The 25,407-nt window shown below is 68.5% G+C and carries 19 protein-coding genes; 7 read left to right on the plus strand and 12 right to left on the minus strand.

The features are described 5' to 3' along the window. The first annotated feature begins 107 nt into the window (after positions 1-107). From QM841_RS05325 to QM841_RS05340, 4 genes are all read left to right on the plus strand, one after another. The gene (locus tag QM841_RS05325; RefSeq protein WP_283331173.1) at positions 108-623 is read left to right on the plus strand and encodes a hypothetical protein; all 516 of its coding nucleotides are present in this window, start codon (positions 108-110) and stop codon (positions 621-623) included. Between the two features lie 134 nt (positions 624-757). Beyond that, complete coding sequence (locus QM841_RS05330) at positions 758-1,612, plus strand: tryptophan 2,3-dioxygenase (RefSeq protein WP_283331174.1); 855 nt, start codon at positions 758-760, stop codon at positions 1,610-1,612. Next, complete coding sequence (locus QM841_RS05335) at positions 1,609-2,844, plus strand: kynureninase (protein WP_283331175.1); 1,236 nt, start codon at positions 1,609-1,611, stop codon at positions 2,842-2,844. The genes QM841_RS05330 and QM841_RS05335 overlap by 4 nt, the downstream gene beginning before the upstream one ends. Continuing rightward, positions 2,828-3,691 carry a PaaX family transcriptional regulator gene (locus tag QM841_RS05340; RefSeq protein WP_283331176.1) on the plus strand — a complete coding sequence of 288 codons (864 nt, stop codon included), beginning with the start codon at positions 2,828-2,830 and terminating at the stop codon, positions 3,689-3,691. The genes QM841_RS05335 and QM841_RS05340 overlap by 17 nt, the downstream gene beginning before the upstream one ends. 4 nt (positions 3,692-3,695) lie before the next feature. On the opposite strand, the gene QM841_RS05345 is transcribed toward QM841_RS05340, so the two are convergent. The 10 genes from QM841_RS05345 to QM841_RS05390 all read right to left on the minus strand — a co-directional run bounded on the left by QM841_RS05345 (position 3,696) and on the right by QM841_RS05390 (position 19,564). Next, the gene (locus QM841_RS05345; RefSeq protein WP_005252412.1) at positions 3,696-4,145 is read right to left on the minus strand and encodes a flavodoxin domain-containing protein; all 450 of its coding nucleotides are present in this window, start codon (positions 4,143-4,145) and stop codon (positions 3,696-3,698) included. A 34-nt stretch (positions 4,146-4,179) separates the two neighbouring features. Further along, a complete protein-coding gene (locus tag QM841_RS05350; RefSeq protein ID WP_283331177.1) occupies positions 4,180-5,949 on the minus strand; it encodes a sulfite reductase subunit alpha in 1,770 nt (589 codons plus the stop codon). Then, complete coding sequence (locus tag QM841_RS05355; RefSeq protein ID WP_283331178.1) at positions 5,946-11,438, minus strand: glutamate synthase-related protein; 5,493 nt, start codon at positions 11,436-11,438, stop codon at positions 5,946-5,948. The genes QM841_RS05350 and QM841_RS05355 overlap by 4 nt, the downstream gene beginning before the upstream one ends. Positions 11,439-11,814: 376 nt before the next feature. After that, positions 11,815-12,210, minus strand: a complete 396-nt coding sequence (locus QM841_RS05360; protein ID WP_105413468.1) for a nitroreductase/quinone reductase family protein — start codon at positions 12,208-12,210, stop codon at positions 11,815-11,817. A 44-nt stretch (positions 12,211-12,254) separates the two neighbouring features. Further along, on the minus strand, positions 12,255-13,634 hold the full coding sequence (locus QM841_RS05365) for a dicarboxylate/amino acid:cation symporter (RefSeq protein WP_280782081.1): 1,380 nt from the start codon (positions 13,632-13,634) through the stop codon (positions 12,255-12,257). Positions 13,635-13,824: 190 nt separating this feature from the next. Further along, a complete protein-coding gene (locus QM841_RS05370; protein ID WP_283331179.1) occupies positions 13,825-14,811 on the minus strand; it encodes an isopenicillin N synthase family dioxygenase in 987 nt (328 codons plus the stop codon). A gap of 31 nt (positions 14,812-14,842) precedes the next feature. Further along, positions 14,843-15,406: a GNAT family N-acetyltransferase gene (locus tag QM841_RS05375; RefSeq protein ID WP_283331180.1), complete on the minus strand. Its 564-nt coding sequence runs from the start codon at positions 15,404-15,406 to the stop codon at positions 14,843-14,845. 134 nt (positions 15,407-15,540) lie between these two features. Continuing rightward, positions 15,541-17,037, minus strand: a complete 1,497-nt coding sequence (locus QM841_RS05380; RefSeq protein WP_283331181.1) for an aldehyde dehydrogenase — start codon at positions 17,035-17,037, stop codon at positions 15,541-15,543. Positions 17,038-17,072: 35 nt separating this feature from the next. Next, the gene (locus QM841_RS05385; protein WP_105413473.1) at positions 17,073-17,438 is read right to left on the minus strand and encodes a cupin domain-containing protein; all 366 of its coding nucleotides are present in this window, start codon (positions 17,436-17,438) and stop codon (positions 17,073-17,075) included. An 8-nt stretch (positions 17,439-17,446) separates the two neighbouring features. After that, positions 17,447-19,564, minus strand: coding sequence for an oxidoreductase (locus tag QM841_RS05390; RefSeq protein ID WP_283331182.1), 2,118 nt, complete (start codon positions 19,562-19,564; stop codon positions 17,447-17,449). 230 nt (positions 19,565-19,794) lie between these two features. On the opposite strand from QM841_RS05390, the gene QM841_RS05395 reads away from it, so the two are divergent. Together QM841_RS05395 and QM841_RS05400 are read left to right on the plus strand one after the other, a co-directional pair. Then, positions 19,795-21,336, plus strand: coding sequence for an APC family permease (locus QM841_RS05395; RefSeq protein ID WP_283331183.1), 1,542 nt, complete (start codon positions 19,795-19,797; stop codon positions 21,334-21,336). Positions 21,337-21,422: 86 nt separating this feature from the next. Continuing rightward, positions 21,423-22,349 carry a LysR family transcriptional regulator gene (locus QM841_RS05400; RefSeq protein WP_061044390.1) on the plus strand — a complete coding sequence of 309 codons (927 nt, stop codon included), beginning with the start codon at positions 21,423-21,425 and terminating at the stop codon, positions 22,347-22,349. Here the strand turns inward: QM841_RS05400 and QM841_RS05405 are convergent. Beyond that, entirely contained in the window at positions 22,346-23,554 is a 1,209-nt protein-coding gene (locus QM841_RS05405) for an enhanced intracellular survival protein Eis (protein WP_283331184.1), read from the minus strand. The two genes, QM841_RS05400 and QM841_RS05405, sit on opposite strands and share 4 nt — an antisense overlap. 119 nt (positions 23,555-23,673) lie before the next feature. On the opposite strand from QM841_RS05405, the gene QM841_RS05410 reads away from it, so the two are divergent. Continuing rightward, positions 23,674-24,351: a hypothetical protein gene (locus QM841_RS05410; RefSeq protein WP_247253758.1), complete on the plus strand. Its 678-nt coding sequence runs from the start codon at positions 23,674-23,676 to the stop codon at positions 24,349-24,351. Here the strand turns inward: QM841_RS05410 and QM841_RS05415 are convergent. Further along, positions 24,309-25,214, minus strand: a complete 906-nt coding sequence (locus tag QM841_RS05415) for a dienelactone hydrolase family protein (RefSeq protein WP_280782073.1) — start codon at positions 25,212-25,214, stop codon at positions 24,309-24,311. The two genes, QM841_RS05410 and QM841_RS05415, sit on opposite strands and share 43 nt — an antisense overlap. Positions 25,215-25,407 lie beyond the last annotated feature (193 nt).

Genomic DNA, 25,407 nt, shown 5'->3' on the forward strand with positions numbered 1-25,407 from the left:
CGTGTCCTTGGGTGAGGTGGCTCTGTGCGTGGTCTTCTCTCGGATGCGCGCTGAGTCGGTGCGCACGGACGGCGAAGCCGCATAATTGAGGGTGCGAGGTGAGGTCGGTGCGGCAGACACCCTGGTTGGTGACGACGGTATTCGTCGGGTCGGTTGCTGTCCTGCTCGCAGTCCACACCGGCGGCGGTGCGTCGGGCGAACCCGACAGGGACGCGACGCGCATGCTCGATCCCGCCGGGCCGGTCCTCGTCCTCACTCCGCCGCGCGGGCAGCCGGGCGACCGCATCCAGTACCACGCGACGAGTCTTCCGACCTGTGGCGGGCCGTGGGCGGTGGAGTTCGGCGATCGTGTCCTGGGCGAGACCCGTCAGGTCGGCAGCGTCGCCGACTTCCGCGCGGCGGTGCCGAACCGCGGCAGTCGCGGTTTCCAGGTGGCCGGTCTGCGGTGTCTGCCGACCCCGTCCATGGTGGTGCAGACGTCGTTCGAGGTGCTCCCGGTGACACGCTCGTCGGAGCCGACCACTACCTGGATGCTGCCGCCACCAGAGCTACCGACGCGGACGACGAGACCCACACCGACGACCACCACCACGCTCACAGCTCCTGCTGACGCGGAACGGTAAGCGTCGGTGGGGTCCGTGACGTCTGGTCAATCGCCGAGCTACGAAGCGCGTATTCGACAACTGTAGCGGTCGCCACGATTATGTAATATGGAGGTCGGGAGCCCGGTACTCGAACACCAGCAGTGAGGACGGTCATGGGCGTGCAGGCCAACACCAGAGCCATCGAGAAAGACATCGTCACCGACTTCAGCGAGCGGATGAGCTACGCCTCGTACCTCAACCTCGACACCCTGCTGAGCGCGCAGAAACCGGTGAGCCGGCCGGAGCATCACGACGAACTGCTGTTCATCATCCAGCACCAGACCACCGAACTCTGGCTGAAGCTCGTCCTGCACGAAACGCTCGCCGCCCGAGCCGCTTTCGACGAGGACGAGATCGGCCGGGCGCTCAAGTGCGTGGCCCGCGTCAAGCACATCCAGAAGACGCTGACCGAACAGTGGTCGGTGCTGGCCACGCTGACCCCCACCGAGTACTCGGAGTTCCGCCGGTTCCTCGGCAATTCGTCCGGGTTCCAGTCGTACCAGTACCGCGCCGTCGAGTTCGTGCTCGGCAACAAGAACGCCGGAATGCTTGCGGTGTTCGACGCCGATCCCGCCGCCCACGATCTGCTCGAACGGCTCCTCGCCGAGCCGAGCCTGTACGACGCGTTCTGGCAGTGTCTGGCGCGGCTCGGGTACGACGTGCCGGCCTCCGCGCTGGACCGCGACGTGACCGCCGCCTACACGCTGAACGAGGATTTGCTGCCCCTGATCAAGTTCGTCTACGAGAACCACGACGAACACTGGGCCGTCTACGAGGCCTTCGAGGAGTTCGTCGACCTCGAGGAGAACTTTCAGCTGTGGCGCTTCCGTCACATGCGCACGGTGCTGCGGACCATCGGCATGAAATCCGGAACGGGAGGGTCCAGCGGAGTGGGATTCCTGCAGAAGGCGCTGGAACTGACGTTCTTCCCGGAACTGCTGGCCGTGCGCACCGAGATCGGACGATGATGACCACCTCGACCGATGTGCCGGCTGCCCGCGCCGCCGAACTCGACGCCGTGGACCCGCTGCGCCCGTACCGCGACCTGTTCATCGGCGCCGACGACCCCTCGGTGCCCGCCTACCTCGACGGCAACTCGCTCGGCCGACCCACCAAGGCGAGCGCCGAGCGGATAGGCGTCTTCGTCACCCAGTCGTGGGGTGGCCGGCTCATCCGCGGGTGGGACGAGGAGTGGTACGACCTGCCGATCACGATCGGTGACACACTCGCGAGGGTGGCGCTCGGCGCGGCCGCCGGGCAGACCACCATCGGCGACTCGACGACGGTCCTGCTGTACAAACTCGCGCGAGGTGCGCTCGCGTTGCGGCCGGACCGCACCGAGATCGTCGTGGACCGCGACAACTTTCCGACGGACCGGTACGTGCTCGAGGCCGTCGCGGGAGAACTCGGGCTCACGCTCCGGTGGATCGAGTCCGATACCCGGGGCGGCGTCACCGTCGACGACCTGAAGTCCGTGGTCTCCGAACGCACCGCGCTCGTCGTGCTCAGCCACGTCGCCTACCGCTCCGGGTACCTGGTCGACGCCGCCGGCGCCGCTCGCGTGACACACGACGCCGGTGCGCTCCTGCTGCTCGACCTGTGTCACTCCGTCGGCTCGGTTCCCCTCGAACTCGACACGTGGGGTGTCGATCTGGCGGTCGGGTGCACGTACAAGTATCTGAACGGCGGACCGGGATCACCGGCGTTCGCCTACGTTCGTGCCGACCATCAGCAGGACTTCGTGCAGCCGATCTGGGGCTGGATGGGCCGCGACAACCCGTTCGCGATGGAGCAGGGCTACCGCCCGGCGCCCGGCATCCGGCGGGTGATCAGCGGAACGCCGTCGGTCCTCGGCATGATCGCGCTGCAGGACACCCTCGCACTCCTCGACGAGGTCGGCATGGACGCCGTGCGCGCCAAGTCGATCGCGCTCACCGAGTACGCACTCGACCTCGTGCGCGAATTTCTGGTTCCGCTGGGTGCGGAGATCGGGTCGCCGGAGGATTCCGCCGAACGGGGTGGTCACGTCATCATCGACCACCCGCGGTTCCAGACCGTCGTCGAGCGACTGTGGACGAAGGGCGTCATCCCCGACTTCCGGGCCCCGCAGGGGCTTCGGCTCGGCCTGAGCCCGTTGAGTACCAGCTTCGGTGAGGTGTGCGCCGGGATACTCGCGATCCGTGATGAACTCACCGACTGAACCGGCGAGCGCGATCCTCGACGACTTCGATTCGCGGCCCGGCAGCGCGACGTCGCTGATCCGCACGGTCCTCGGCGCGTACGTGCGCGACCTCGGCGGGTGGGTGGCGATCGCCGACTTCGTGGAATTGATGCAGGCCGTCGGTATCCCGTCCGAATCGACGCGCATCGCGGTGGCCCGCCTGAAGAAGAAGGGGGTGCTACGGCCGCTGACCCGCGACGGGCGGAGCGGGTACGAGGTGACCGAGCAGGCCGAGGCGATGTTCAGGCGCGGCGATCCGCGGATCTTCGGCTTCCGTCAGATGGCGGACACCGACCCCTGGCGGCTGATCTCGTTCACCATCCCCGAATCGCAACGGGCGGTGCGGCACCAGTTGCGCAGGCGACTCGGCTGGATCGGCTGCGGAACCGTGTCGCCCGGCCTGTGGATCGCCCCCGAGTACCTCGCCGGCGAGGTCCAGGACATCGTCGCCGCGCTGGGCCTGTCCGAGTACGTGACCACGTTCGTGTCCACGGCGGTGTTCGTCCCCGATTCGATGGGGGCCGCGGCGACGCGGTGGTGGGATCTGGGCGGCATCGCCGGGCGGCACCGCGACTTCCTGGACCGCCACCGGGTCGCGCTGTCTGCCGCAGAGGAGGTGTCGCCGCGCGACGCGTTCGTCCGCTTCGTCCCGCTGCTCGACGAATGGCGCATCATCCCGTACATCGACCCGGGCCTGCCTACCGGGATGCTGCCCGCGGACTGGCCCGGCGCCGACAGCGTCCGCCTGTTCGCGTCGGCGCGGGACCGCTACCTCGACGGGAGCCGCGACTGGGTGCGGAGCGTGCAGTCGCGACTACCCGTGTGAGGTGCTATCCGAGGAATTCCTCGCCGATGTTCTTGGCCCACTCCTCGGCCTGATCCTTCGGGCGGATCGAGCTGGACCCGTCGTGCCTGCCGTGTTCGCCCACCTGGACCGCGCCGAGGGAGACGAGCTTCTCCGCGATGATCTCGCCGCCGCGGTTGTAGGTCTCCTCGTACACCTTGTCGCCGAGGCCGAACAGCGCGAACTGCACACCGGTGAGGTCGGGTTCGTCCTCCTCGAGACCCTCGAAGAAGGGTTCCGCGCCGGTGGGCAGCTCGCCCTCACCATAGGTGGAGCACACGATGACGTGGAAATTCTCGGGGTCGAGATCGCCCGCGTCGAACTCCATCATGTCGTACAGGGACGTGTCGCCGTAGTCGCCGAGCACGTCGGCGATGTTGTCGGCCACCAGTTCGGAGGTTCCGCCCTCGCTGCCGTACAGAATCACCACTGCCATTGTTCTTGCTCCTCGTGAGTTGCTGCCGACGTGGTCAGTACACGTCGCGCAGGTAGCGCTTTTCCTTCTTGAGCTTGGTCACGTAGTCGGCGGCCTGCTCGGTGGAAAGGGTGCCATGGGTGGCGACGACCTCGTGCAGGGCCCGGTCGACGTCCTTCGCCATCCGGGTGGCGTCGCCACAGACGTAGAAGTGGCCGCCGTCCTCGAGCCAGGCGAACAACTCCGCGCCGTTCTCGACCATCCGGTTCTGCACGTAGATCTTCTCCGCCTGGTCGCGGGAGAAGGCGAGGTCGAGGCGGGTGAGGAGACCGCTGTCGCTCATCGCGCCGATCTCGTCCTCGTAGATGTAGTCCGACGCTCGGTGCTGGTCGCCGAAGAACAGCCAGTTGCGTCCCGACGCGCCTCGCGCCTGCCGTTCCTGCAGGAACGCGCGGAACGGCGCGATGCCGGTGCCGGGGCCGACCATGATCATCGGTGCGTCGTCGTTCGCGGGGACGCGGAACGACTTGTTCTTCGACACGAAGATCCCGCCGCTGCCACCCTCGGCGATCCGATCGGCGAGGAACGTGGAGCACACGCCGCCGCGGTCGCGTCCGGCCGAGCTGTGGCGGACGCTGGCGACGGTCAGGTGCACGCTGCCGGGGTTGGCGAGTGGGCTGGACGAGATGGAATACGCCCTGTGCTGCAACGGCTTCAGCAGCCCGACGAACTCGTCCGCGGTCAGGGTCACCGACGGTTCGAGGAGCAGCAGGTCGAGCACGTCCTTGCCCCACAACCAGGCGTCGAGGGCTTCCTTGTCGCCGTGCCGCAGCACGTGGCTCAGTTCTTCGTCGCCCGCCCGCTTCTCGATCTCGTCGATGAATTCGTGGCTCGGCGTGGAGATCTCGTACCCGTGCAGCAGGAGATCGCTGAACGGTCGCTCCTTGCCGGTGACGGCGGCATCCGCCGGGATGCCCAGCCGGGACACCAGGGCGTCGACGAGCGCGGGATCGTTTATCGGCATCACACCGAGCGCGTCACCGGCCTCGTACTCGAGACCGCTGTCGGCGAGCGCGAACTCGTAGTGCCGGATCTCCTTCGCGGACGTGTCACTCGACAGCCGCCGGTTCACGGAGAGCGTGGACGCGTAGGGGTTCTTGCGGTTCCACTGCGACCGCTTCCGGGCCGGCTTCGTCTCGGGCTCGGCGACATCGGCGACGGGGGACTCGCCGCGCATGCCCTCGACGGCCGCGAACAGGGGGAGGGTGTCGGCGACCCACGCGGCGGCGGTGTCCTCGTAGTCGACGTCGCAGTCGACGCGCGGAGTGACGCGGCGGGCACCGAGCTGCTCGAGCCGGGTGTCGATCATCTTGCCGGCCTGGCAGTACCCGTCGTAGCCGGTGTCGCCGAGCGCGAGGACGGCGAAGTCGGTGTTCTCCAGTCGCGGCGCGGTCTCCGCCGCCAGCGCCTGCCAGAACAGCTCGGCGTTGTCCGGCATCTCACCCTCACCGTAGGTGGAGGTGACGACGAGGACGCGGTGCATGGCGGCGAGGGCGTCCGTGTCGACGTCGTCGAGCGCGCTCACCACCGGCGCGAAGCCCTGCGAACGGGCCGCGGCCGCAGCGTCTTCCGCGACACCCTCGGCGTTCCCGGTCTGGCTGCCATACAGCACGTGCATGGCGGGCAACTGCCCACCGCCCGCCGCGGCGGGCGCGTCGGAGCCGCCGACGACCAGGCGCGAACTCATGCCGGCGAGGAAGCCGGTGAGCCACACGCGCTGGTCCTCGCTGAACGGGGCGTCCTGGGGGATGTAGGGCAATTTCATGAGGGGACCACGTCTCTCGTGGGGATCAGATCGGGGAGAGCGTGCTGCGCGAACAGCTCCTCGAAACCGGGCAGCCGGCCGATCTTGTCGACGTTCTTGGCGTCCTGGTGCAGGATCCAGCCGTACGTGCCGGGGGCGTCGATGGACCGCACGTTGCGGCGGCGCAGCGCATCCTTGTAGTCGGCGAGACGCTTGGCCGCCACCATCACGGCCAGGTCCTCGTCGCTGTAGTCCTTCAACGCTTCCCGCGCGTACCGCTGCAACCGCTGCATGAGGAAGAAGTCCTCGGTGAGCAGCAGGTTGCGGACGGCCTTGTCGACCGCCGGATCGGACGGATCCGCGGCACCCGGCAGCTTGGACAGCGCCATCTCCTGCGCCGCGTTCAGCACCGTGTAGTTGTTCAGCAGTGCGAACATGGCTTCGGTGTCGGCCTCGCCGTAGCCGGGCACGGCGCCGTCCAGCACCGCGTGACCGTCCCGGTAGTCCAGCTTGAACTTGCGCACCTGGTGCGCGACCAGTGCGGCGGCGAGTTCGTCGGCGAGCTCCTTGCGGGGCTTGGCCTTCAGGATCTCGTCGCTGTCCTGGTACTGCAGCAGTGCGCGCGGCATGCCGTACACGAAGTGGTGCTGTTCGGTCTCCCAGTTCTCGAGCAACCATGCCGCCTTGGCGGAACCGGTGGCCTCGAGGTGCCACCCGAGCAGCACGTGCACGGCCTGACGGTGCAGCGCCGCGTGCTCGTCGTCGCCGGTGATGGAGCCGAGCAGGATCGAGTCCGCGCTGGCCTTGCCGGGCAGCTTGCCCTCGGGGTCGTACTGGTAGACGAAGCCACCGCTCATACCGTTGCCGACACCCTTGCCGAAGCCGCCGAGGTTGAGGACGGCGCCGTTGGTCATGTACTCGCACGCGAAGTCGCCGACACCCTCGACCACCGCGGTGGCACCCGAATTGCGGACGGCGAAACGGTCGCCCGCCTGACCCTCGACGAACGTGCGCCCACCGGTGGCGCCGAACAGTGCGAAGTTGCCGATCAGCACGTTGCCGCCGTGCAGATCGGAGCCGCCACCGGGCGAGCGCACGACGATGCTGCCGCCGTTGGCGCCCTTGCCGACGCCGTCGTTGGCGGTGCCGGTGTGGACGAGGGTCATGCCGTCGTTGCAGAACGCACCGTACGACAGGCCCGCGGATCCGGACGTGGCGATCCGGACGCTGCCGTCGCGCAGGTAGCCGCGGCCGCGCTCGTCGCGGAGCACCGCGGGCAGTTCGACATCGGTGAGCTCGTGGTTCAGCATCCGCTCGATGTCGACCGCCAGCTGGGCGCCGACACTCTTGTTGCGGTTGCTCAGGTGCACCCCGTCGCCGAGCTCGATCGTGGCCTCACCCTGCTCGACCAGCGCGGCGCGCAGCTGCACGAGCCAGCCGTCGTCGAGCGTGTAGTCCTTCTCCAGGTACACCGGATCGCCGATGGTCACTTCCTCGACCACGGCGAGCATCGCGCGCAGGTCGAGCTGGCCGACGCTCGACGGGTGGTCGAGGAGCTGCAGCAGATCCGAGCGGCCCCGGGCCTCGCGCAGCGAGGACATCCCCAGCTCGGCCAGCACCTCACGGGTCTCGTGCGCGATGTTCAGCAGGTACTGCGCCATCGCCCGCGGATCACCGTCGAACAGCTCGGGATTGGTGGTCAGACCGGCCGGGCACTTGACGTTGCAGTTCTTGGCCATGACGCACTTGAGCATCATCAGCGCGGTGGTGCCGAACTCGAAGCTGTCGGCGCCGAGCAGCGCCGACTTCACGACGTCGCTCGCCGTCTGGTGCGCCCCGGAGCACCGGAGCAGCACCTTCTGCCGCAACCCGTTGGCGCACAACGCCTGATGAACCTCGGCGACACCGATCTCCGCCGAACGTCCGGCGTACTTGAGGCTGGTCACCGCCGCGGCACCGGTGCCGCCGGTGTTGCCCGCGACATTGATGACGTCGGCGCCGGCCTTCGCGACACCCACCGCGATGGTGCCGATGCCCTCCGAGGACACGAGCTTGACGATGACGCGGACCCGCGCCGCCTTGCAGTCGTGGATCAGCTGCGCGAGGTCCTCGATGGAGTACGTGTCGTGATGCGGTGGGGGAGAGACGAGTTCGACACCGGGGGTGCCGCCACGCGCGGCCGCGATCTCGACGGTCACCTTGGGTGCGGGCAGCTGCCCGCCCTCGCCCGGCTTGGCGCCCTGCGCGATCTTGATCTCGAGTTCCTCGAGCATCGGGTCGGCCAAATACCCGGCCCACACACCGAAGCGGCCGGACGCGAACTGCTTGATCCGGGAACCGCGGATGGTGCCGTAGCGCGAGATGTGCTCGCCGCCCTCACCGCTGTTCGACATGCCGCCGACCATGTTGGTGCCGTGCGCGACGGCCTCGTGCGCGTTGGAGTTCAACGCGCCGTGGCTCATGGCGCCGGACGTGAGGAACGGGGTGATCTCGCTGGCCTTCTGCACCTGCTCGATCGGCAGGCTCGCCGGAGCGGTGCGCAGCAGCGACAGACATCGCAGCGCCTCACCGGACGTGCGCACGAGCAGGGCATCGCCGTCCACGCTGTGCTCGAGGAGGTCGTCGCCGAACCGCATCGCCAGCGATTCGCCGAGCGCCGCCAGCACGCGGGCCTCGCCCGCGTGGGGGCCGGTGAGCCGGAGCCGGAACCGGTCCTCGCCGAGGGCCTCGGATTCGAGTCCGCGCACCGCGAAGCTGTTGTTGCCCTTGCGGGAGAAGCGGCCCATCTGCTTGCGGAACTCGGCTGCCGTGGTGAGGAACGTGACGTCGGCAGGCAGATCCAGCACGTCGCGCAGCGCTGCGGGACGACGGGTGCGCTCCTCGGCCATGGTCCGCGCGAAGGCGCGGTAGCCGGGGGTGATCTCGAAGCGGTCGATCGCCTCGGGTGTCAGCTTCTGGAAGCCGGCGTTGCGGTAGGCGTCGTCGTCGAGGCCGAACGCGTCCTCGAGCCGGTTCAGCGGCAGCAGTCGCAGCGATTCCGTGTGGTCCTGCGTGCCCGCCGTGTCGAACGAGATGGGCTCCTCGGTGAGGTCGACGAAGCCACGCACGGCCGCCGTGCCGTACGAGTGACCGGCGCCTTCCGCGCGCTCCTTGAACAGACCGAGCAGCGGGACGTCCTTCTCCCCGGTGACCGTCAGGGCGCGCTGGTGCCAGTCGGCGACGGCCTGCGCGATGACGGCGAACCCGACGCCACCCACCGGCGTCTTCACGTTCGCGAAGTAGCGGCGCAGCACCCGGTCGTCGGTGTCGAGGTAGTTGGGTTCGAAGAACTCGCCGCCGATGTAGCTTTCGGCGGTGCACAGGCCGACCCGGCCCATCGTCTTCATCAGCGACTTCTCGGCGGCCTTCGCGAACCGCTTGAACGCCACATCCGCCTCGTCGGCGAACTTCTCCTCGGCGCGCAGGCGGACGGCGAGCGGGTAGATCGCGGCGGCGCCGAAACCGAGGGCGGCGGCCACATGGTGCGACGACGAGATCTGACCGCTCTCCGCGACGACAGACACCCGCAGGCGCAGGCCCTCCTCGATCAGCCGCTGGTTGACAGCGGAGATCGCCACGATCATCGGCAGCGCGGCGCGGTCGGTGGCCACGTGGCGGTCGGTGACGATCGCGATGCCGCCCTGCTCGCGGGCGAACGACTCCACCTCGTCGCACAGCCCGTCGACCGCGGCCTCGAGTGCGGCCGCGTTGGCGGCGGAGTCACCGTGGTCGGGGGTGTACAGCATCGGGAAACGCTGCACCGGCGTCTCGGACTGCTTGCGGATCCGCAGCATGTCCATGTGGGTGAGGATCGGCGACGGCACCACGATCTGCGGCGCCGACCGCGCCCCGCTGTTCGGCTTGGCGCCCAGCGCGACGCGCAGCGTCATGCCGTCGGCCTCGCGGATGCTGTCGAGCGAAGGGTTTGTGACCTGGGCGAACCGCTGCGAGAAGTACTTGGCCACCCCGCCTTCCTGATCGGAGAGCGCGTTGATGGCTTTGCCGTAGCCCATCGCGGAGATCTTCTCCTGACCCGACGCGAGCATCGGGTCCATCATGAACTTGAAGCTTTCCTGGTTGTGCGAGTACGCGACGTAGCGCTGGGTGCGCTCGAGGTCGCCGTTGTACCGCAGCGGTCCCGGCTCGGCCTCGACCTCGGGCAGCGCCTCGATGGTCCGGCGAGCCTCCGCGACGAGCGTCGGGTAGTCGTTCCGGGAGGCGAGCAGCTCGAGTGCCTCGTCGGTGGAGTACGAGCGGCCCTCACGGTGGTCGAAGTACAGCATTCCGCCGGCCTCGATGCGTCCGCGGTGCAGGACCGTCTCGGGGTCGAAGTCGATCTGTCCGGCCTCGGACGTGACGCACAGGTACTCGTCCGTCTCCACCGAGCGCAGCGGACGCAGTCCGAGCCGGTCGAGCCGGGCGCCGACGACGGTGCCGTCACCGAAGATCAGCGCCGCCGGGCCGTCGTTCTTCTCCTCGTACAGCGAGAAGTACTCGAGCATCGCCCGGACCTCGGACGACAGGGTGGAGTCGTTCTCCCACGCCGGCGGCATCATCGACACCACCGCGGTCACCAGGTCGAGACCGTCCTCCACCACCCGGCTCTGCAGCGTCTGGTCCAGGCGGCAACTGTCGGACTGGCCGTGCGGGCGGACGATCTCCCGGTTGCGGGCACGAGCGAGCGCCGTCTCGGACAGGCGGTTCTTCTTGTCCGTGTTGAGCTCGCCGTTGTGCGCCATCAGACGGAACGGCTGCGCCATCGTCGGGTGCGGGTCGGTGTTCGTCGAGAACCGGGTGTGGAAGTACAGGGTGTGGATGGCGTGCGCCGGGTCGACGAGGTCCTGGAAGTAGGGCATCACCTCGTTCGAGTTGAGGCGGCCCTTGAGCACCTGGGTGCGGGCGCTCAGCGACAGCGGGTACAGCCCGGCCAGATCGGGCTGGGTGTACGCGACGGCCTCGATCGCGAGCAGGGCGTCGTGGATGCGACGGTCGAACTCGGTCTCGTCGGCGCACGCGTCGGGCGCGGTGAACACCCACTGCCGGATCGGCAGCTGGTGCCGGATGGCGGCGGGCCGGAGCACGGTCGCGTCGACGGGCACGTCACGCTCGAGCAGCACGTGGAAACCCTGATCGGCGAGAGCCCGCTCGATGACGGCCTCCGCGTCGCCGTGGAACGCCACGTCGGTGGGGAGGAAGAAGTTGCCGACACCGAAGCGGCCGGTCTCGAGGTCGTCCTGACCGGTCAGCGTGCGGAAGAACGGCACCGACAAGTCGACGCAGACACCGGCGCCGTCGCCGACACCCTCCGCAGACATGCCACCGCGGTGAGGAACAGCACACAGGGCCTGATGGCCCCGGGTGAGGACGTCATGGGTCTGAATGCCGTCCTTGCGGGTGATGAAGCCCACGCCGCAGCTGCTCTTGTCGAGCGTCCTGTCGTACAGGCCGGACTCGGTGGCACTCGTGTTCAACCGACTGTCTCCTCGCGATACTCGCCGAATATGGGGCCGTGCTGGGCGCACGGGTGGCGTCGGCGAGAGGATCACGGCAGAGAACCGGCCCCGAACCGATACGCCGGTGAGGCAGACGTCGTTGTCTGAGGTGCGGAGCTATCGCAGGTCCGCGCGAAATCGCAGATTAGCCGAGGCTAAGTCTCGAGAGCAAGTAGCTCGATCCGCAGCCGACGAGCGGTACCAAATCCGCGCCGAGCGTGCAGCCGAACGACGAGTTGCGAACATCACACCTGGCCAGGACGCTGGGCCCCGCTCGGAGATGCACGGACGTTGGTCAGATGCGGACGCTATTGCGGGTGCGGGTAACTATTCCGTGGGCGTTTGTGGGCTGACCTCAGTCGGTGAGGTCGATGCGGACGGTCAGGAGGTCGGTGCCGACGGCCCGGACGGCGACGCTGTTCATCCGGGGAAGCTGCGCCAACCGGGCGCGGGCGTCGTCGTCGGGAAGCAGCGTCGCGGTACCCGCGTGCCACCTGCCGTGAATCCGCAGCCGAACGGCATTGTTCGCGCGGATGTTGCGGATGTAGTTCGACCGTTCACCGAACTCGGACACCAGCCAGAACTCGGTGCCCGTGCGCCGGCCGCCGATGGGCGTGACGCGGGGCTGCCCGCTGACGCGGCCGGTGGTCTCGAGGAGCGTCTGGCTCGACAGTCGCGTGGAGAGCGGGTTGGCGACGTGCCGCTGGAATTGCATGACGATCCGTCGTTTGATCGCGTCGAGGTCGGCCATGACGAGAGCCTTCCACGTGCGGAAGGCCCTCGTCGACTATTTCGCTACTTCGCGGCGACCGGTTCGTCGTCCTCGAACGGGTCGCCGGTCCGTTCGGCGTTGTAGCGGGCTTCGTCGAGGATGCCTTCCCGCTTCGCGACGATCGTCGGGACGAGAGCCTGCCCGGTGACGTTGACCGCGGTGCGGCCCATGTCGACGATCGGTTCGACGGCGAGCAGCAGGCCCACACCGGCGAGGGGCAGTCCCAGCGTCGACAACGTGAGCGTCAGCATGACGGTGGCGCCGGTGGTGCCCGCGGTGGCCGCGGATCCGATCACGGAGACCACGATGATCAGCAGGTAGTCGGTGAACGACAAAGGCACACCGTAGAACTCGGCGACGAAGATCGCGGCGATCGCGGGATAGATGGCAGCGCAGCCGTCCATCTTGGTGGTCGACCCGAGCGGCACCGCGAACGACGCGTACTCGCGGGGGACACCGAGATTGCGTTCGGTGACCCGCTCGGTGAGGGGCAGGGTGCCGATCGACGAACGGGAGACGAAGCCGAGCTGCGTGGCAGGCCAGACGCCGGAGTAGAAGGCGCGCACCGACAGTCCGTGCGCGCGGATCAGGACGGGGTAGACGACGAGGAACACGATGGCCAGGCCGATGTAGACGGCGGCGGTGAACCAGCCGAGCGAGCCGATGGCGTCCCAGCCGTAGGTGGCGACGGCATTCGCGATCAGCGCGGCGGTCCCGATCGGTGCGAGGCGGATGATCCACCACAGCACCTTCTGCACGATCGCGAGCAGCGACGCGTTGAACTGCAGGAACGGTTCGGCCTTGGCCCCGACCTTCAGCGCGGCGATGCCGATCGCGGCCGCGACGACGAGCAACTGCAGCACGTTGAAACTCAGCGACGTGCTGGCGGCGCCCTCGGTGAGGGTGGTCTTCGCGTTCAGGCCGAGGAAGTTGCTGGGCACGAGGCCCGTGACGAACGCCCACCACGAGCCGGTGGTGGCCGGTTCCTTGCCGGCGCCGGTGACGGTCGTGTGGGATCCGGGCTGGGTGACGAGTCCGATGACGATCCCGATGACGACGGCGATGAACGCGGTGATCGCGAACCACAGCAGTGTCTGGACCGCGAGGCGCGCGGCGTTCGCCACCTCGCGCAGGTTGGCGATCGAACTGACGATGGCCGTGAACACCAGCGGGATCACCGCGACGGTAAGGAGTTTCACGTAACTGGAGCCGATGGTGTGGACGGTTCCGACGAGCCAGTTCTCGTTGCCGTCGGCGGCGACGGGCATGGCGCGGGCGACGAGTCCGAGGATGACGCCGACGACGAGCCCGGTGACGATCTGGGGGCCGAAGGATGTGGCCCACTGGGGTAGACGGCGTCGAGAGGTGGTCTCGGCGCGCGTGGACAGCGCGGGACTGGGCATGGGTGTGCCTTTCGCATGGGGCCGTGGAACGTCGCCCGGTGGGGCGGATACGGCGAGAGAGAGTCCTGAGTGGAGAGGTGCGTCAGCGCGAGCGCGGACAGATTGCGCTCGCCTGCAGGCGGAGGTCGACGTAGCGCCGAGAGGTCAGGAACAACACTGCGGGAACAATACTCCCGGTGGCGGCGCGCGTTTACTCCGGTTCGGCCTCGCCCGGATACCAGCGGGCGTAGACGTCGGGGTGCGCGCGGGTGCGGCTCTTCCACGCGTTCTCGCCGTACGTGCGATAGAGCGGATTCGCCGGATCGAGTTCGATGCCGCGGGCACGTTCGGCCAGGTGCGGCGGCAGCCCGATGGTCGGGACGGTGGCGTCGAGGGCAGGATTGAGGAAGTACGGCACGGACAGTCGCTCGGGCGCACCGGCCGGGGTGAGCACGCGGTGCCGGGTGGCCTTCAGGTACCCGCCGGTCGCGACCTCGAGCAGTTCGCCGATGTTCACCACGAACGAGCCGGCGCGGGCAGGCGCGTCGATCCAGTCGCCGGTCTCGGTTTCCACCTGGAGTCCCGACGACCCGGGTTCGAGGAGCAGCATCGTCAGCACGCCGGAATCCTTGTGGGCGCCGACGCCCTGCTCTCCGGTGTGGTCGGCGCTCGGCCGTTCCGGATAGCGGACGACCTTGATCAGCGTGGCGGGGGCGTGCGCGAATGCGTCGTCGAAGATCGCCGGATCGGCGTCGAGTGACGCGGCCCAGTGCCGCAGCAGTCGCATCCCGACGTCGGCGAGTGCGGCGTCGAGGGCCTCGATCGTCTTCTCGAGGTCGGGGAGATCCGCGGGCCATTGATTGGGACCCTGCAGTCGCAGGTAGCCGGCGGCACCGGGGATCGGCTGCCGCTCGGGGCCGATGTCGATCTGTTCCCGCCAGTCGGTCTCGCCGTTGGTCAGTTCGCCGCCCACCCGGTTGTAGCCACGGAAATGGGGGCTGTTCAGCATGGCGATCGACTGCTTGGAGGCCTCGGGCAGGGCGAAGAACTCCCTCGCGACGGTGAACACGCGGTCGAGCAGTTCGCGGTCGACGCCGTGCCCGTCGAGGTAGAAGAACCCCACGTGGTGGGTGATCTCCCGCAGCCGTTCCCGCCCGGCCGGAGTGTCCAGTTCGGCGAGGTCGATGACGGGGAGCATCCCTCCACGGTATGCCCGCTTCGTCGTGGTGTCAGGTCTCCCGGCGGCGCTCGAGCAGCACGCTGTCGTGCCAGACGCCGTCGATCTGCGCGAGCCGACGCCGTACCCCGACCGTCCGGTAGCCGACCGCGTGGTGCAGCGCGATGGACCCGGTGTTCACGGCCAGCACCGAGGCCTGGAGCGTCCAGATGCCCGAGAAGTCCGCCTCGTCGATGAGCCGCCGCATCAGCGCGGTCCCGACGCCCGCGCCGCGGAACTCCCTGTCCGTGTACACGGAGTTCTCGGCCACCCCGCGGAAGCAGCGCCGCGAGGACACGGGGGACAGGGCCGCCCATCCGGCGACCGTCCCGTCCACCTCCGCCACCCAGCGGTGCCCGCCCAGCCAGCGCGCGTCCAGTTCCGACCGTGTCGGGGTCTCGGTGTCGAAAGTGGCCAGCCCGCCGGCGATGCCCTCCGAATAGATCCGGAGCACCGACCCCCAGTCGCCCGCATCGAGCCGGCGGACGGTGATCGGCGGAATCGTGGAGGTGTGGCCATGAAATGCTGTGACACAACGTAATCGAGGATCGGGTTCCGAAGGGACGAGGGCAAACATGGCGCCAGCTTAGCGGCTCGACGTGCCCATGTGGGGTGCCACGTTTCGGGGCGAATGTACCTTCGGGCGCCTCGGCAGCGCCGACGGGTACATTCGCCCGGCGAGGTCGGGAGCTCAACCCGGTGTCGTGACGCTCACTGCCGCAGCCGGATCCACGTCGTCTTCAGCCCGGTGTACTTGTCCATCGCGTGCAGGGAGAGGTCGCGGCCGAACCCGGACTGTTTGAACCCGCCGAACGGGGTCTGCGCGCTGATGGCGTCGACGGTGTTGACGGAGACGGTCCCCGCCCGCAGTGCCGCGGAGACGCGGTGCGCCCGGTTCAGGTTCTCGGTCCACACCGAGGCGGCCAGGCCGTAGATGCTGTCGTTACCCATCCGGACGGCGTCGGCCTCGTCGGTGAACGTCTGGACGGTGAGGACGGGTCCGAACACCTCCCGGGTCACCACCTCGGCGGTGGGTGCGACGTCCGCGAAGATCGTCGGCTCGACGAAGGACCCGCGGCCGTCGACGGTGGTCCTGTTGCCGCCCAGCAACACCCGACCCTCGGACCGGGCCCGGTCGATGAACCCCGCGACGGTGCGAGCGTGGTTCTCGTCGACGATCGCACCCAGCGTGGAGGCGGGATCGAGCGGATTGCCGGGGCGGATCGACGACGCCCGGCGGACGAGGGCCGCGGTCACCTGTTCGGCCACCGACTCCTCGACCAGCAACCGGGAGTTGGCCGAGCACACCGCGCCCTGGTTGTAGAACGCGCCGAAGACCGCCTTCTCCACCGCGTCGTCGAGATCGGCGTCCGCGAACACCAGGTTGGGACTCTTGCCTCCGCATTCGAGCCAGACCTGCTTCAGATTCGAGTCCGCCGCATACCGGAGGAACCGCTTCCCGGTCGCGGTCGAGCCGGTGAAGGCGAGAACGTCGACGTCGGGATGCAGGCCCAGCGCCGCCCCGGCGGTGGCGCCGAACCCGGGGACGACGCCCAGGACGCCGTCGGGCAGGCCCGCCTCGGCGGCGAGCTCGGCCAGCCGCAGCACCGACAGCGGAGCCTGCTCGGCGGGTTTGAGGACGACGCTGTTGCCCGCTGCGAGGGCCGGCGCCAGCTTCCACACCGCGAGGTCGAGTGGGAAGTTCCATGGGACCACCGCCCCGACGACCCCGAGGGGTTCGCGGGAGACGAGCGCGAGACTCCCGGGATCGGTGGGCGCGATCTCCCCGCCGATCTTGTCGAGGGCCTCGGCGTAGAACCTGAAAAGCTCGGCGGCCGAGGGGACGTCGACGGTCAGCGCCTCCACGACGAGCTTGCCCATGTCGAGGGAGTCGAGCAGGGCGAGCTCGTGCCGGTGTTCGAGGATCAGCTCGGCGAGCCGGAGCAGGACCCGCTTGCGGTGGGACGCCGGGCTCCGCGACCAGACGCCCGAGTCGAACGCCTCGCGCGCAGACCGCACCGCGGCGTCGACGTCCGGGGCGTCCGCGGCCGCCACCCGTGCCAGCAGCTCACCGGTGGCCGGGTTGATCGAGTCGAACGTCTCATCGGACTTGGCGGGACGGAACGCGCCGTCGATGAAGAGCTCCCGGTGCGGCGTGATCGTCGCGGCGAGCCGGGTCCAGTCGTCGAGTGTGGTCGGGTCAGGCATCGTCATCCCTCGGGCTCGAAAGTGGTGGTGTGCGATCAGGGAACATAGATGGCGAACTGTTTGAGCAGGGGCTCGTCGACGCGGTACTCGCCGCGCCACCCCTTGGTCAGGGTGAACGCGTCGCCGGGTCCGAAGGTGTGCGAGACGCCGTCGTCCGCTGTCAGCGTCACCGAACCCTCCAGCACCCGGGTGTATTCGTCGCCCGGGTAGGACTCGATGTACTCGCGATACGGCTCGGCGCGCCACGAGCCGACGGTGAACTTCTCGTCGCCGCTGCTCAGGTGAACCATTTCGTGTTCCTTCGGATCGCCTGCCCGGAGCGTGTCCGCGGTGACGTAGGCGCTGGGTGTCATCGCCGCGATGTTCCGGGCGTCGGTCGGGATCGGGTGCACTGCGGTCATGGTGTTCCTCAGTTCTGTGCGTTGGCGAGCGGGGGGACGGAGAATTTCTCGACGGGTTCGATGGACAGTCCGGTGACTTCGCGTCGGAAGGCGACCGGACCCGGGGCGGGTGGTTCGTCGAGTTCCTCGGCGTACCGGTGCCCGGACCAGACCGCCGCCGCGATGGTGGACGGCGCCCAGGCGTCGCCGATGCCGCGGACACTGCGCAGGTCGGCGTCGGCCCATTCGGATTCGCGGGAGTGCAGTTCGTGGAACAACCCGTCGTGTGGGAGTCGGGCGGTGACGAGGACGACGCCGTCCGCGTCGACGAACTGCTCGTCGCCGGTGAACGCGCACACGGTGCGGACGCCCTGGGGGGTGACCGCGGTGACGGCGCGGTTCACCTGAACGTGCACACCGGCCTTGATGATTCGCTTGCGGATTCGGACCACTTCCATGGTGTTCGTCGTCCACTGCGACACGTGCGCGGCCGGCGTGATCAGGGTGACGTCGAATCCCTCCTTGGCGAGGAGTTCGGCGACGACCGCACCGAGGTAGTAGTGGTCGTCGTCGAAGAGCACGACCTTGTTGCCCCGGGGGCGGAGCCCCGCCATTACGTCGTCGGGGGTCAGGACGTCGGCGTGCTCGTCGACGGGGACGGCGTGGGTGTGCCACCGGCCGACGCCGTCGCGGCGCCAGTGCGAGCCCGTCGCGACGACCACGTGGTGGAAGTCGTTCTCGATGACGTCGTCGGCGGTCATCTCGCTCTCCATGAACACGTCCACGTCGGGGAGCTTGCGGAGTTGCTGTTCGCGGTAGTCGACCACGCGGATCCACGCGGACAGTCCGGGAAGCCTGGACTCGCGGGTCACGCGGCCGCCGAGTTGCCTGCTCGCCTCGGCGAGGCTGACGTGGTAGCCGCGTTGCCCGAGCGCGCGGGCCGCCTCGAGTCCGGCGGGGCCGGCGCCGACGACGAGGACGCTCGAATCGGTCGAGCGGACCTTGATTCGCTCCGGGTGCCAGCCGCGCCGGAACTCCTCGCCCATCGTCGGGTTCTGGGTGCAGCGGATCGGCGACATGGTGAAGTCGCCGGACACGCAGATGTTGCAGCCGATGCACTCCCGGATGTCCTCGAGGTTCCCCTCCTCGATCTTGCGGGGAAGGTACGGGTCGGCGATCGAGGGGCGGGCCGCCCCGATGAAGTCGAGGATTCCGCTCTTGACCTGATGCAGCATCGTGTCGGGCGAGGTGAAGCGGCCGACGCCGACGACGGGTTTCGTGGTGAGCTGCTTCAGACCGCGTACGTATGGTTCCTGCTCCGCCTCGGGACCGAACCGCGACGTGACGGAGTCGTCCTCCCAGCTGCCCAGCACGAAGTCCCACAGATCGGGGGTCTCGCCGAGCAGGCCGATCACGTCCTCGATCTCGCTGCGGGTGATCCCCTCGTCGCCGAGGAGTTCGTCGACCGAGATGCGGCACGCTACGGCGGCCTTCCCGTCGGCGACCTCGCGTGAATCCTCGAGGATCTCGCGGAGCAGGCGAACCCGGTTGGTCAGGCTGCCGCCGTACTCGTCCGTCCGGTTGTTGTAGCGGCGGGACAGGAAGTGGTGCAGGCCGCCGATCGCGTGCCCGGCGTACACGTAGACGATGTCGTATTCGGCCTTCAGCGACCGGCGCACCGCCTCCTTGTGCCAGTGCCGGAGGTCGGCGATGTCCGACTTGGTCATCGCCCTGGCCTGGACGGGGTCGTAGTTCCAGGAGACGACGGGCAGATTCTGCGGGCCGAGCGGGGTCTCGCGGCTGATCAGGTTGGGGCTGTTCAGGCCGTTGTGGGCGAGTTCGATGCCGGCGAGGGAGCCGCCCTCGTGAATCTTCTCGGAGATCCGGGTCAGGGCGGGCAGGTCCTGGTCGTCCCACAGGCGCAGTTCGATGAACGGGCCGATGTCCGAGGTGGGGTGGATCTCGACCTGCTCGGTGCAGACGACGGCCCAGCCGCCCTCGGCCTTGACGCGCCGCATGTAGGCCTCCCCGGAGGGATCCCGGTAGCCCATGCCGTTGCAGTGCGGGACTTGGAAGAATCTGTTGCGGGCGGTGACCGGTCCGATCTTGACCGGTTCGAAAAGGATGTCGTATCGCGGATCACGCACGGTGGGTTCCTCACGCTGTTCGGTTCGTGCAGTGCCAGAATCGTCGGTCCGCGCGACCACAACAGTCAACAGGATCTTTCCGTGCCACTGCATCAGTTATTCAGATGCCAACTCGGCGGCATCCGCATCTGGAGAACTGATGCAGTACCCCGGATCTTTGTGCTGTACAGATTTGCCGGGTCCGGACGAGAGTAGTGACCGGCATCACTGCAACGTGAGAGGCACGATCGATGAGCGACAACACCCCCACCGCCCTGGCGGACGAACAGACACAACATCTCCAGAAGTCACTCGGCCGTTTCGACATCGTCTTCCTCATCGTCGCGGCGGTGGTGTCGGTCGAGGTTCTCGGTCAGGTCTCCACCTTCGGCGCGGAGACGTTCACGTGGGCACTGGTTCTCGCGGTGTTCTTCCTGCTGCCGTACGGCCTCATCTTCGCCGAGATCGGCAGCACGTTCACCGGCGAGGGCGGGGTCTACGTGTGGGTCCGGAGAGCGTTCGGCCGGCCCCTCGCCGCCCTCGCATCGCTGCTGACGTGGGTGACCCAGCCCGTGTGGGTCGGCGGGTCCATGGCGTTCATCGCCGCGGAGACCTGGAACCACTACGTCACCGCGTTCGAGGAAGGATCGGTGACGGACTACCTGTTCAAACTGGTCTTCATCTGGCTGACGGTGCTCGCCGCCGTCGTGAGTCTGGCTCGCGGCAAGTGGATTCCGACGGTCGGTGCGTTCCTCAAGATCGTCTTCCTGCTGTTCTTCCTCGTCACTACCGGCATCTACGCCGCGAAGAACGGCTTCGCCGGCATCTCGGCGGGCGACTTCAGCCCCACCCTGACCGGGCTCCTCGGTGTGACGCCGCTGCTGCTGTTCTCCTACCTCGGTTTCGAATCCGGCAACAGCGCCGCCGGGGAGATGAAGAACCCCGCCCGCGACGTCCCGATCTCGATCGCCCGCGCCTGCGCCATCGCCGCCGCGTCGTACCTGCTGCCGATCTTCGCCATCCTGCTCGTCGTACCCGCGGACGACATCACCGGTGTCGGCGGACTCCTCGAGGCGGTCGCGACCGTGTACAGCGTCTACGGTCCCGCCGCACCCGCCATGCTGACCGTGACCGGGGTGATCTTCGCGGTGATCCTGATGACCCAGGGTGCGGCGTGGATGATCATCAGCGACCGCATGCAGGCGATGGCCGCGGCCGACGGTGCGTTCTTCGGCGGGTTCTTCGGCCGTTTCCATCCGCGTCTCGGAACGCCGGTGCGCGTCAACTTCCTGTCCGGACTCGTCGCCACCGTCTTCATGGTCGCGGCCATGCAGATCACCGGCTCCGGCGGCTCCATCTTCGCGGTCGTGCTCACCATCTCGATCTCGACGTTCCTGCTCAGCTACCTGATCGTCATCCCGTCGGCGGTCCGCCTGCGCACGCGTTTCCCGGACGTCGTGCGGCCTTTCCGGGTTCCCACCGGAAACGCGGGCTTCCGCGTCCTCGGCATCCTGTGCTTCGCGTGGGTGCTGCTCGGCTCCTGGGTGGCGGTCTTCCCGGGCACCCTGGAATCGGTGTTCGGCCTGGACTACGACTTCGAGGAGATCTGGGGAGTGAGCCAGGGGACGTTCGAACTGTTCACCCTCGGGACGCTGGCCGTGCTCGCGCTACTCGGCGCCGTCGGATACGTGCGCGGCACATCCGTGCGGTCCGCGAGTGGCCCGCGCCCCACCCGGGAAGACGGCCCCGGATCGCAGCCGGATCCCGATCTCGTGAACGCCGACATCCGCTGACGGTGTCGCGTCCGCCGCGTGTGTCGTGGGTGGCTCCCCGGTCGGAGACCTGCAATCCTGGTGGCCTCAGATCCCGAGGAGAGCGCATGCAACGACGACCCGACGTGACGTTCACCCAACTGAGGTATTTCGTCGAGGCCGCGAACTTCTCCAGCATGACGAAGGCCGCCGACGAACTGATGGTCGCGCAGTCGGCGGTCTCCTCGGCGATCTCCCAACTCGAGCATCAGATCGGCACCCAGCTCTTCATCCGGCAACGGTCCCGCGGACTGGTCCTCACCGCGGCGGGGGAGGAGATGCTCCGCGACACCCGCAGCGTCCTCGCCCACCTCGGTGAGGTTCTCGACGCGGCCCGCGGTCACGAGGACAACGTGCGGGGAACGGTGCGCCTGGCCTGCTTCGTCACCCTCACCCCGTTCATCCTCCCGACACTGATCTCGGACCTGCGCGATCAGCACCCCGACCTGGAGGTCGAGGTCGTCGAGACGCAGGCGGAGGCGGTGCGGGCGGCGCTGCGCAACGGCACCGCAGAACTGGCCCTGACCTACGACCTCGCGCTGGGCGACGACATGGAGACGGAAACGCTCGGGGTCGCCAGGCCGCACGTCATCCTTCCGCCGGACCACCGGCTGGCCGGACACGACGCGATCACCCTCGCCGACCTCGAGGGCGAACCCATGGTGTTGCTGGACCTGCCGAGCAGCCGCGACTACTTCCTGGCGATGCTGTCGGCGGCGGGGGTCACGCCGGTGGTCCGGTACCGCTCGGCGAGCTACGAAACGGTGCGCGGACTCGTCGCCCGCGGCCACGGCTTCTCGATCCTCAACCAGCGGCCCGCCGAGGGCCGGACCTACGACGGCGGACGGGTCGCGACGCTGCCCATCGCCGACGACGTTCCCGGCCTCCCCGTGGTACTCGCCCGGCTGAAGGGTGTGCGGAGCACGGCGCGGGCCCGGGCCGTCGCCGAACGGGCGCGGGCCGTGTTCGCGAAACAGGCGGGTTCGGCCCGCTAGAACGGCCACCCCATCTGGGCGTCGCGGTCGGCGCCGAAGGCGTGATCGACACGGTCGAGGACGCCGGGGTCCGCGGCCTGCAGCCGGTTCGCGGCCGCGAAGGTGCGTGCCCGGTGGGCGCCGAGATACAGGCTGCCCAGCACGTCCAGGTCGAGCACCACCTGCGGGGTGGAGTCGGTCGGGGTGCACATCGCGGTGCCGTCCCGCACGGTCAGCGCGAACCGCCCGCCGGCGTCCAAAAATCCGTCGTCGACCTGGATCACGACGTCGAAGTCTGTTCGGTACCTGCGGGCCTCGAGCGCGGCGGGCACGTCCATGATCCGGACCCACAGCTCGTCGTGGCGCGAGGTGGTGCGCACCAGCCGGCCGTCGGTCAGCAGATACGGCAGTGGGTCCTCGGGGGTGAGGTGCGCTTCGATGCGCCGCACGAGGTCCAGGCCGAGCAGTGCCCGCCACACCGCGGCGTGCGCGTCCCGCGTGACCGTGCGGATCTCCTCCACCCGGGCGACGGTTCCGTTGTCGCCGGACACGCGACGGTAGAGCACGTAACCGTCGTCGTGCACGAGCCCGAACAGGCTTGTGCCGCCGCCGCGCTCGCTCTCACGGTCGGCGAAGATCCGATTCCACACGATTTCGGGCCGGACCTGCGCCCCCGGGGTCACCCGTTGCCAGCGGTCGTAGACGTCGGTGAACGCGGCCCGGGCCTCCGCCGGATGGACCATCCGCACACCACCCGGATCCGGTGCCTTCGGATGCGGCACGGCGAATCGGCGGTCGATGCTCGACGTGGTCTCGATGGTTGCGGGCCCGTACCCGAAGCGTCCGTAGATCCCGCCCTCACTGGCCGTGAGGAGCGACAGCGGGACCCCCGACGTCCGGATGCGGTCGTGATGTTCGGCGTAGAGCGCGCGAAGGAGACCGCGGCGTCGATGGGTGGGCGCGACCGTCACCGCGGTGACGCCCGCCGCGGGAACGCCCTCGCCACCGGGAACGGTGACGGTCATGGGGATGTCCATGGTGGCGCCGACCACCGCGTCCTCGTCGACCGCGATGATCGGCGGCGCGCCGCTGACGAGTTGCCTCCAGTGGGCGGTGAACTCCTCGTTCTGCGGTGTCACGAAGCAGATCTCGTTGAGCAGGGTGATCTTCGGCCAGTCCTGTTCGGTCGCCGTTCTGATCGTGATGCCGGCGGTGGTCGTCGTCATTCCCCGACACTGGCACACCCCACGTGGACGCGCAGCCGAATTTCGGCCTCCGACCTTGACCCGGTACGTGTCTTCGGAGAGTCTGAGACCCTGCCGACCGGTGAGGGGGTGACGTCACGGTGTCGAGTGACCACACCTCGTCCGCACCTCGCCGAACGCTCCGGCTGCGCCGGGAGTCCTGGGGATTCGTCATCGGCTCCTTCCTGTTCGGGATGGCGGCCACGCGGGTGTACGGGCAGGCGGTCGGCCCCGAGATCGACAACATCACCTACTTCGTCGGATCGCTGTTCTTCACGACCGCCGGATTCATCCAGTTGCGGCTCAGCGGCAGGCCGGTGCCCGGGGAGGAATCCGCGACGGTCGAACGCTACGACTGGTGGGCGGCGCTGATCCAGTTCGTCGGCACCCTGCTGTTCAACGTGAGTACCGGGGTCGTGCTGATCCAGAGCCTCACCGTCGAACAGGACCGAGTGTGGGGGTGGAGTCCCGACCTCTTCGGGTCGACGGCGTTCCTCGTCGCCAGCGGTCTGGCGGTGGTGGCCACCACCGAAACCGACAAGCTGTGGGATCCGCATGCCCGCAACTGGCGCAGCACCTGGCTGAACATGATCGGGTCGGTGGCGTTCGGTGTGTCCGCGGTCGGCGCGTACATCGTGCCCGGCACCGACGCGCTGAAGAACGCGGCGGTCGCCGATCTGGGCACGTTCGTGGGCGCGGTTTGCTTCCTCGTGGCCGCACTGCTGATGCGCCCGCCTCACCCCAGGTATTCGCCGAACCAGGCGAGGACACGTTCGTAGGCCTCGGCTGCCGCGGTCGCGTTGTAGCGGGGCCCGGTGTCGTTGAAGAACGCGTGATCGGCACCCGGAACCGTGACGATCTCGTGCGGTAGCCCCGCCTTCGCGAGTGCGGCGGCCGCGGCGTCGCGGGACGCGTTCACCCGGGCGTCCAGTTCCGCGTAGATGGCGAGGACCGCGGCCTTCGACCCGGAGAAGTCGGCGCCCTCGGGCAGGGGACCGTAGAAGGGGACCGCCGCCGCCAGCCGCGGCTCGCCGGACGCGAGGAGTTGCCACACCATCCCGCCGCCGAAGCAGAATCCCACCGCCGCCATCTTCTCGTCCGGCACCCGACGCCCGAGTTCGTCGATCCCGGCCTTCATGTCGGCGACGAAGCGTGCCGGCGGCACGGTGGCCAGCGCGGCGGTCGCCTGCGCCTGATCGGTGAACGTCGCGGTCCCGCCCTCTTCCGAGAGCAGGTCGAGGGCGAGCGCGGAGTAGCCGGCACCCGCGAATCGTCCCGCCACCGAACGGATGTGGTCGGTCAGGCCCTTGTTCTCGTGTATGACGAGGACCGCTCCGCGAGGTGTGGCGGCGTCGGCCCACGCGCCCTGCAGGACCCGGCCGTCCGGACCGGGGAACGTCACCGCTTCGGTCTCGACGGCCTCGGCCGCTCCCGGCGGCGGGGGCGTCGCCCCGCCGGGTGTCACCGGCGCCGACGTCGGCGACTCGTCGCTGTCGGTGGAACAGGCGGCGAGCAACGAGGACGCCGCCGCCACGCCGAGGCCGATGAGTCCGAGTCTGCGCAACGCCTCGCGGCGGGACAGCAGCCCGTCGGCATGATCGATCGCGATCTCTTCGGCGATATAGCGTTGCAGTGGCGTCATGATCGTCCCCGTCCGCATCGGCTGATGTAGGGAATTATCCCTGGTCGAACCCGTGATCGACATCGGTTCCCAGTTCATCACTTTTCCTTATGCAGTACGCCACTTATCTGTGTTGTACAGATTTCACCGGGGACCTCAAGATTGGTGCAACGGCACGAACTCCTCGCTCACCGCACACAGAAAGGAGCCCGTC

This window comes from Rhodococcus sp. IEGM 1307 (genome assembly GCF_030056915.1).
GTDB lineage: Bacteria > Actinomycetota > Actinomycetes > Mycobacteriales > Mycobacteriaceae > Rhodococcus_F > Rhodococcus_F opacus_D.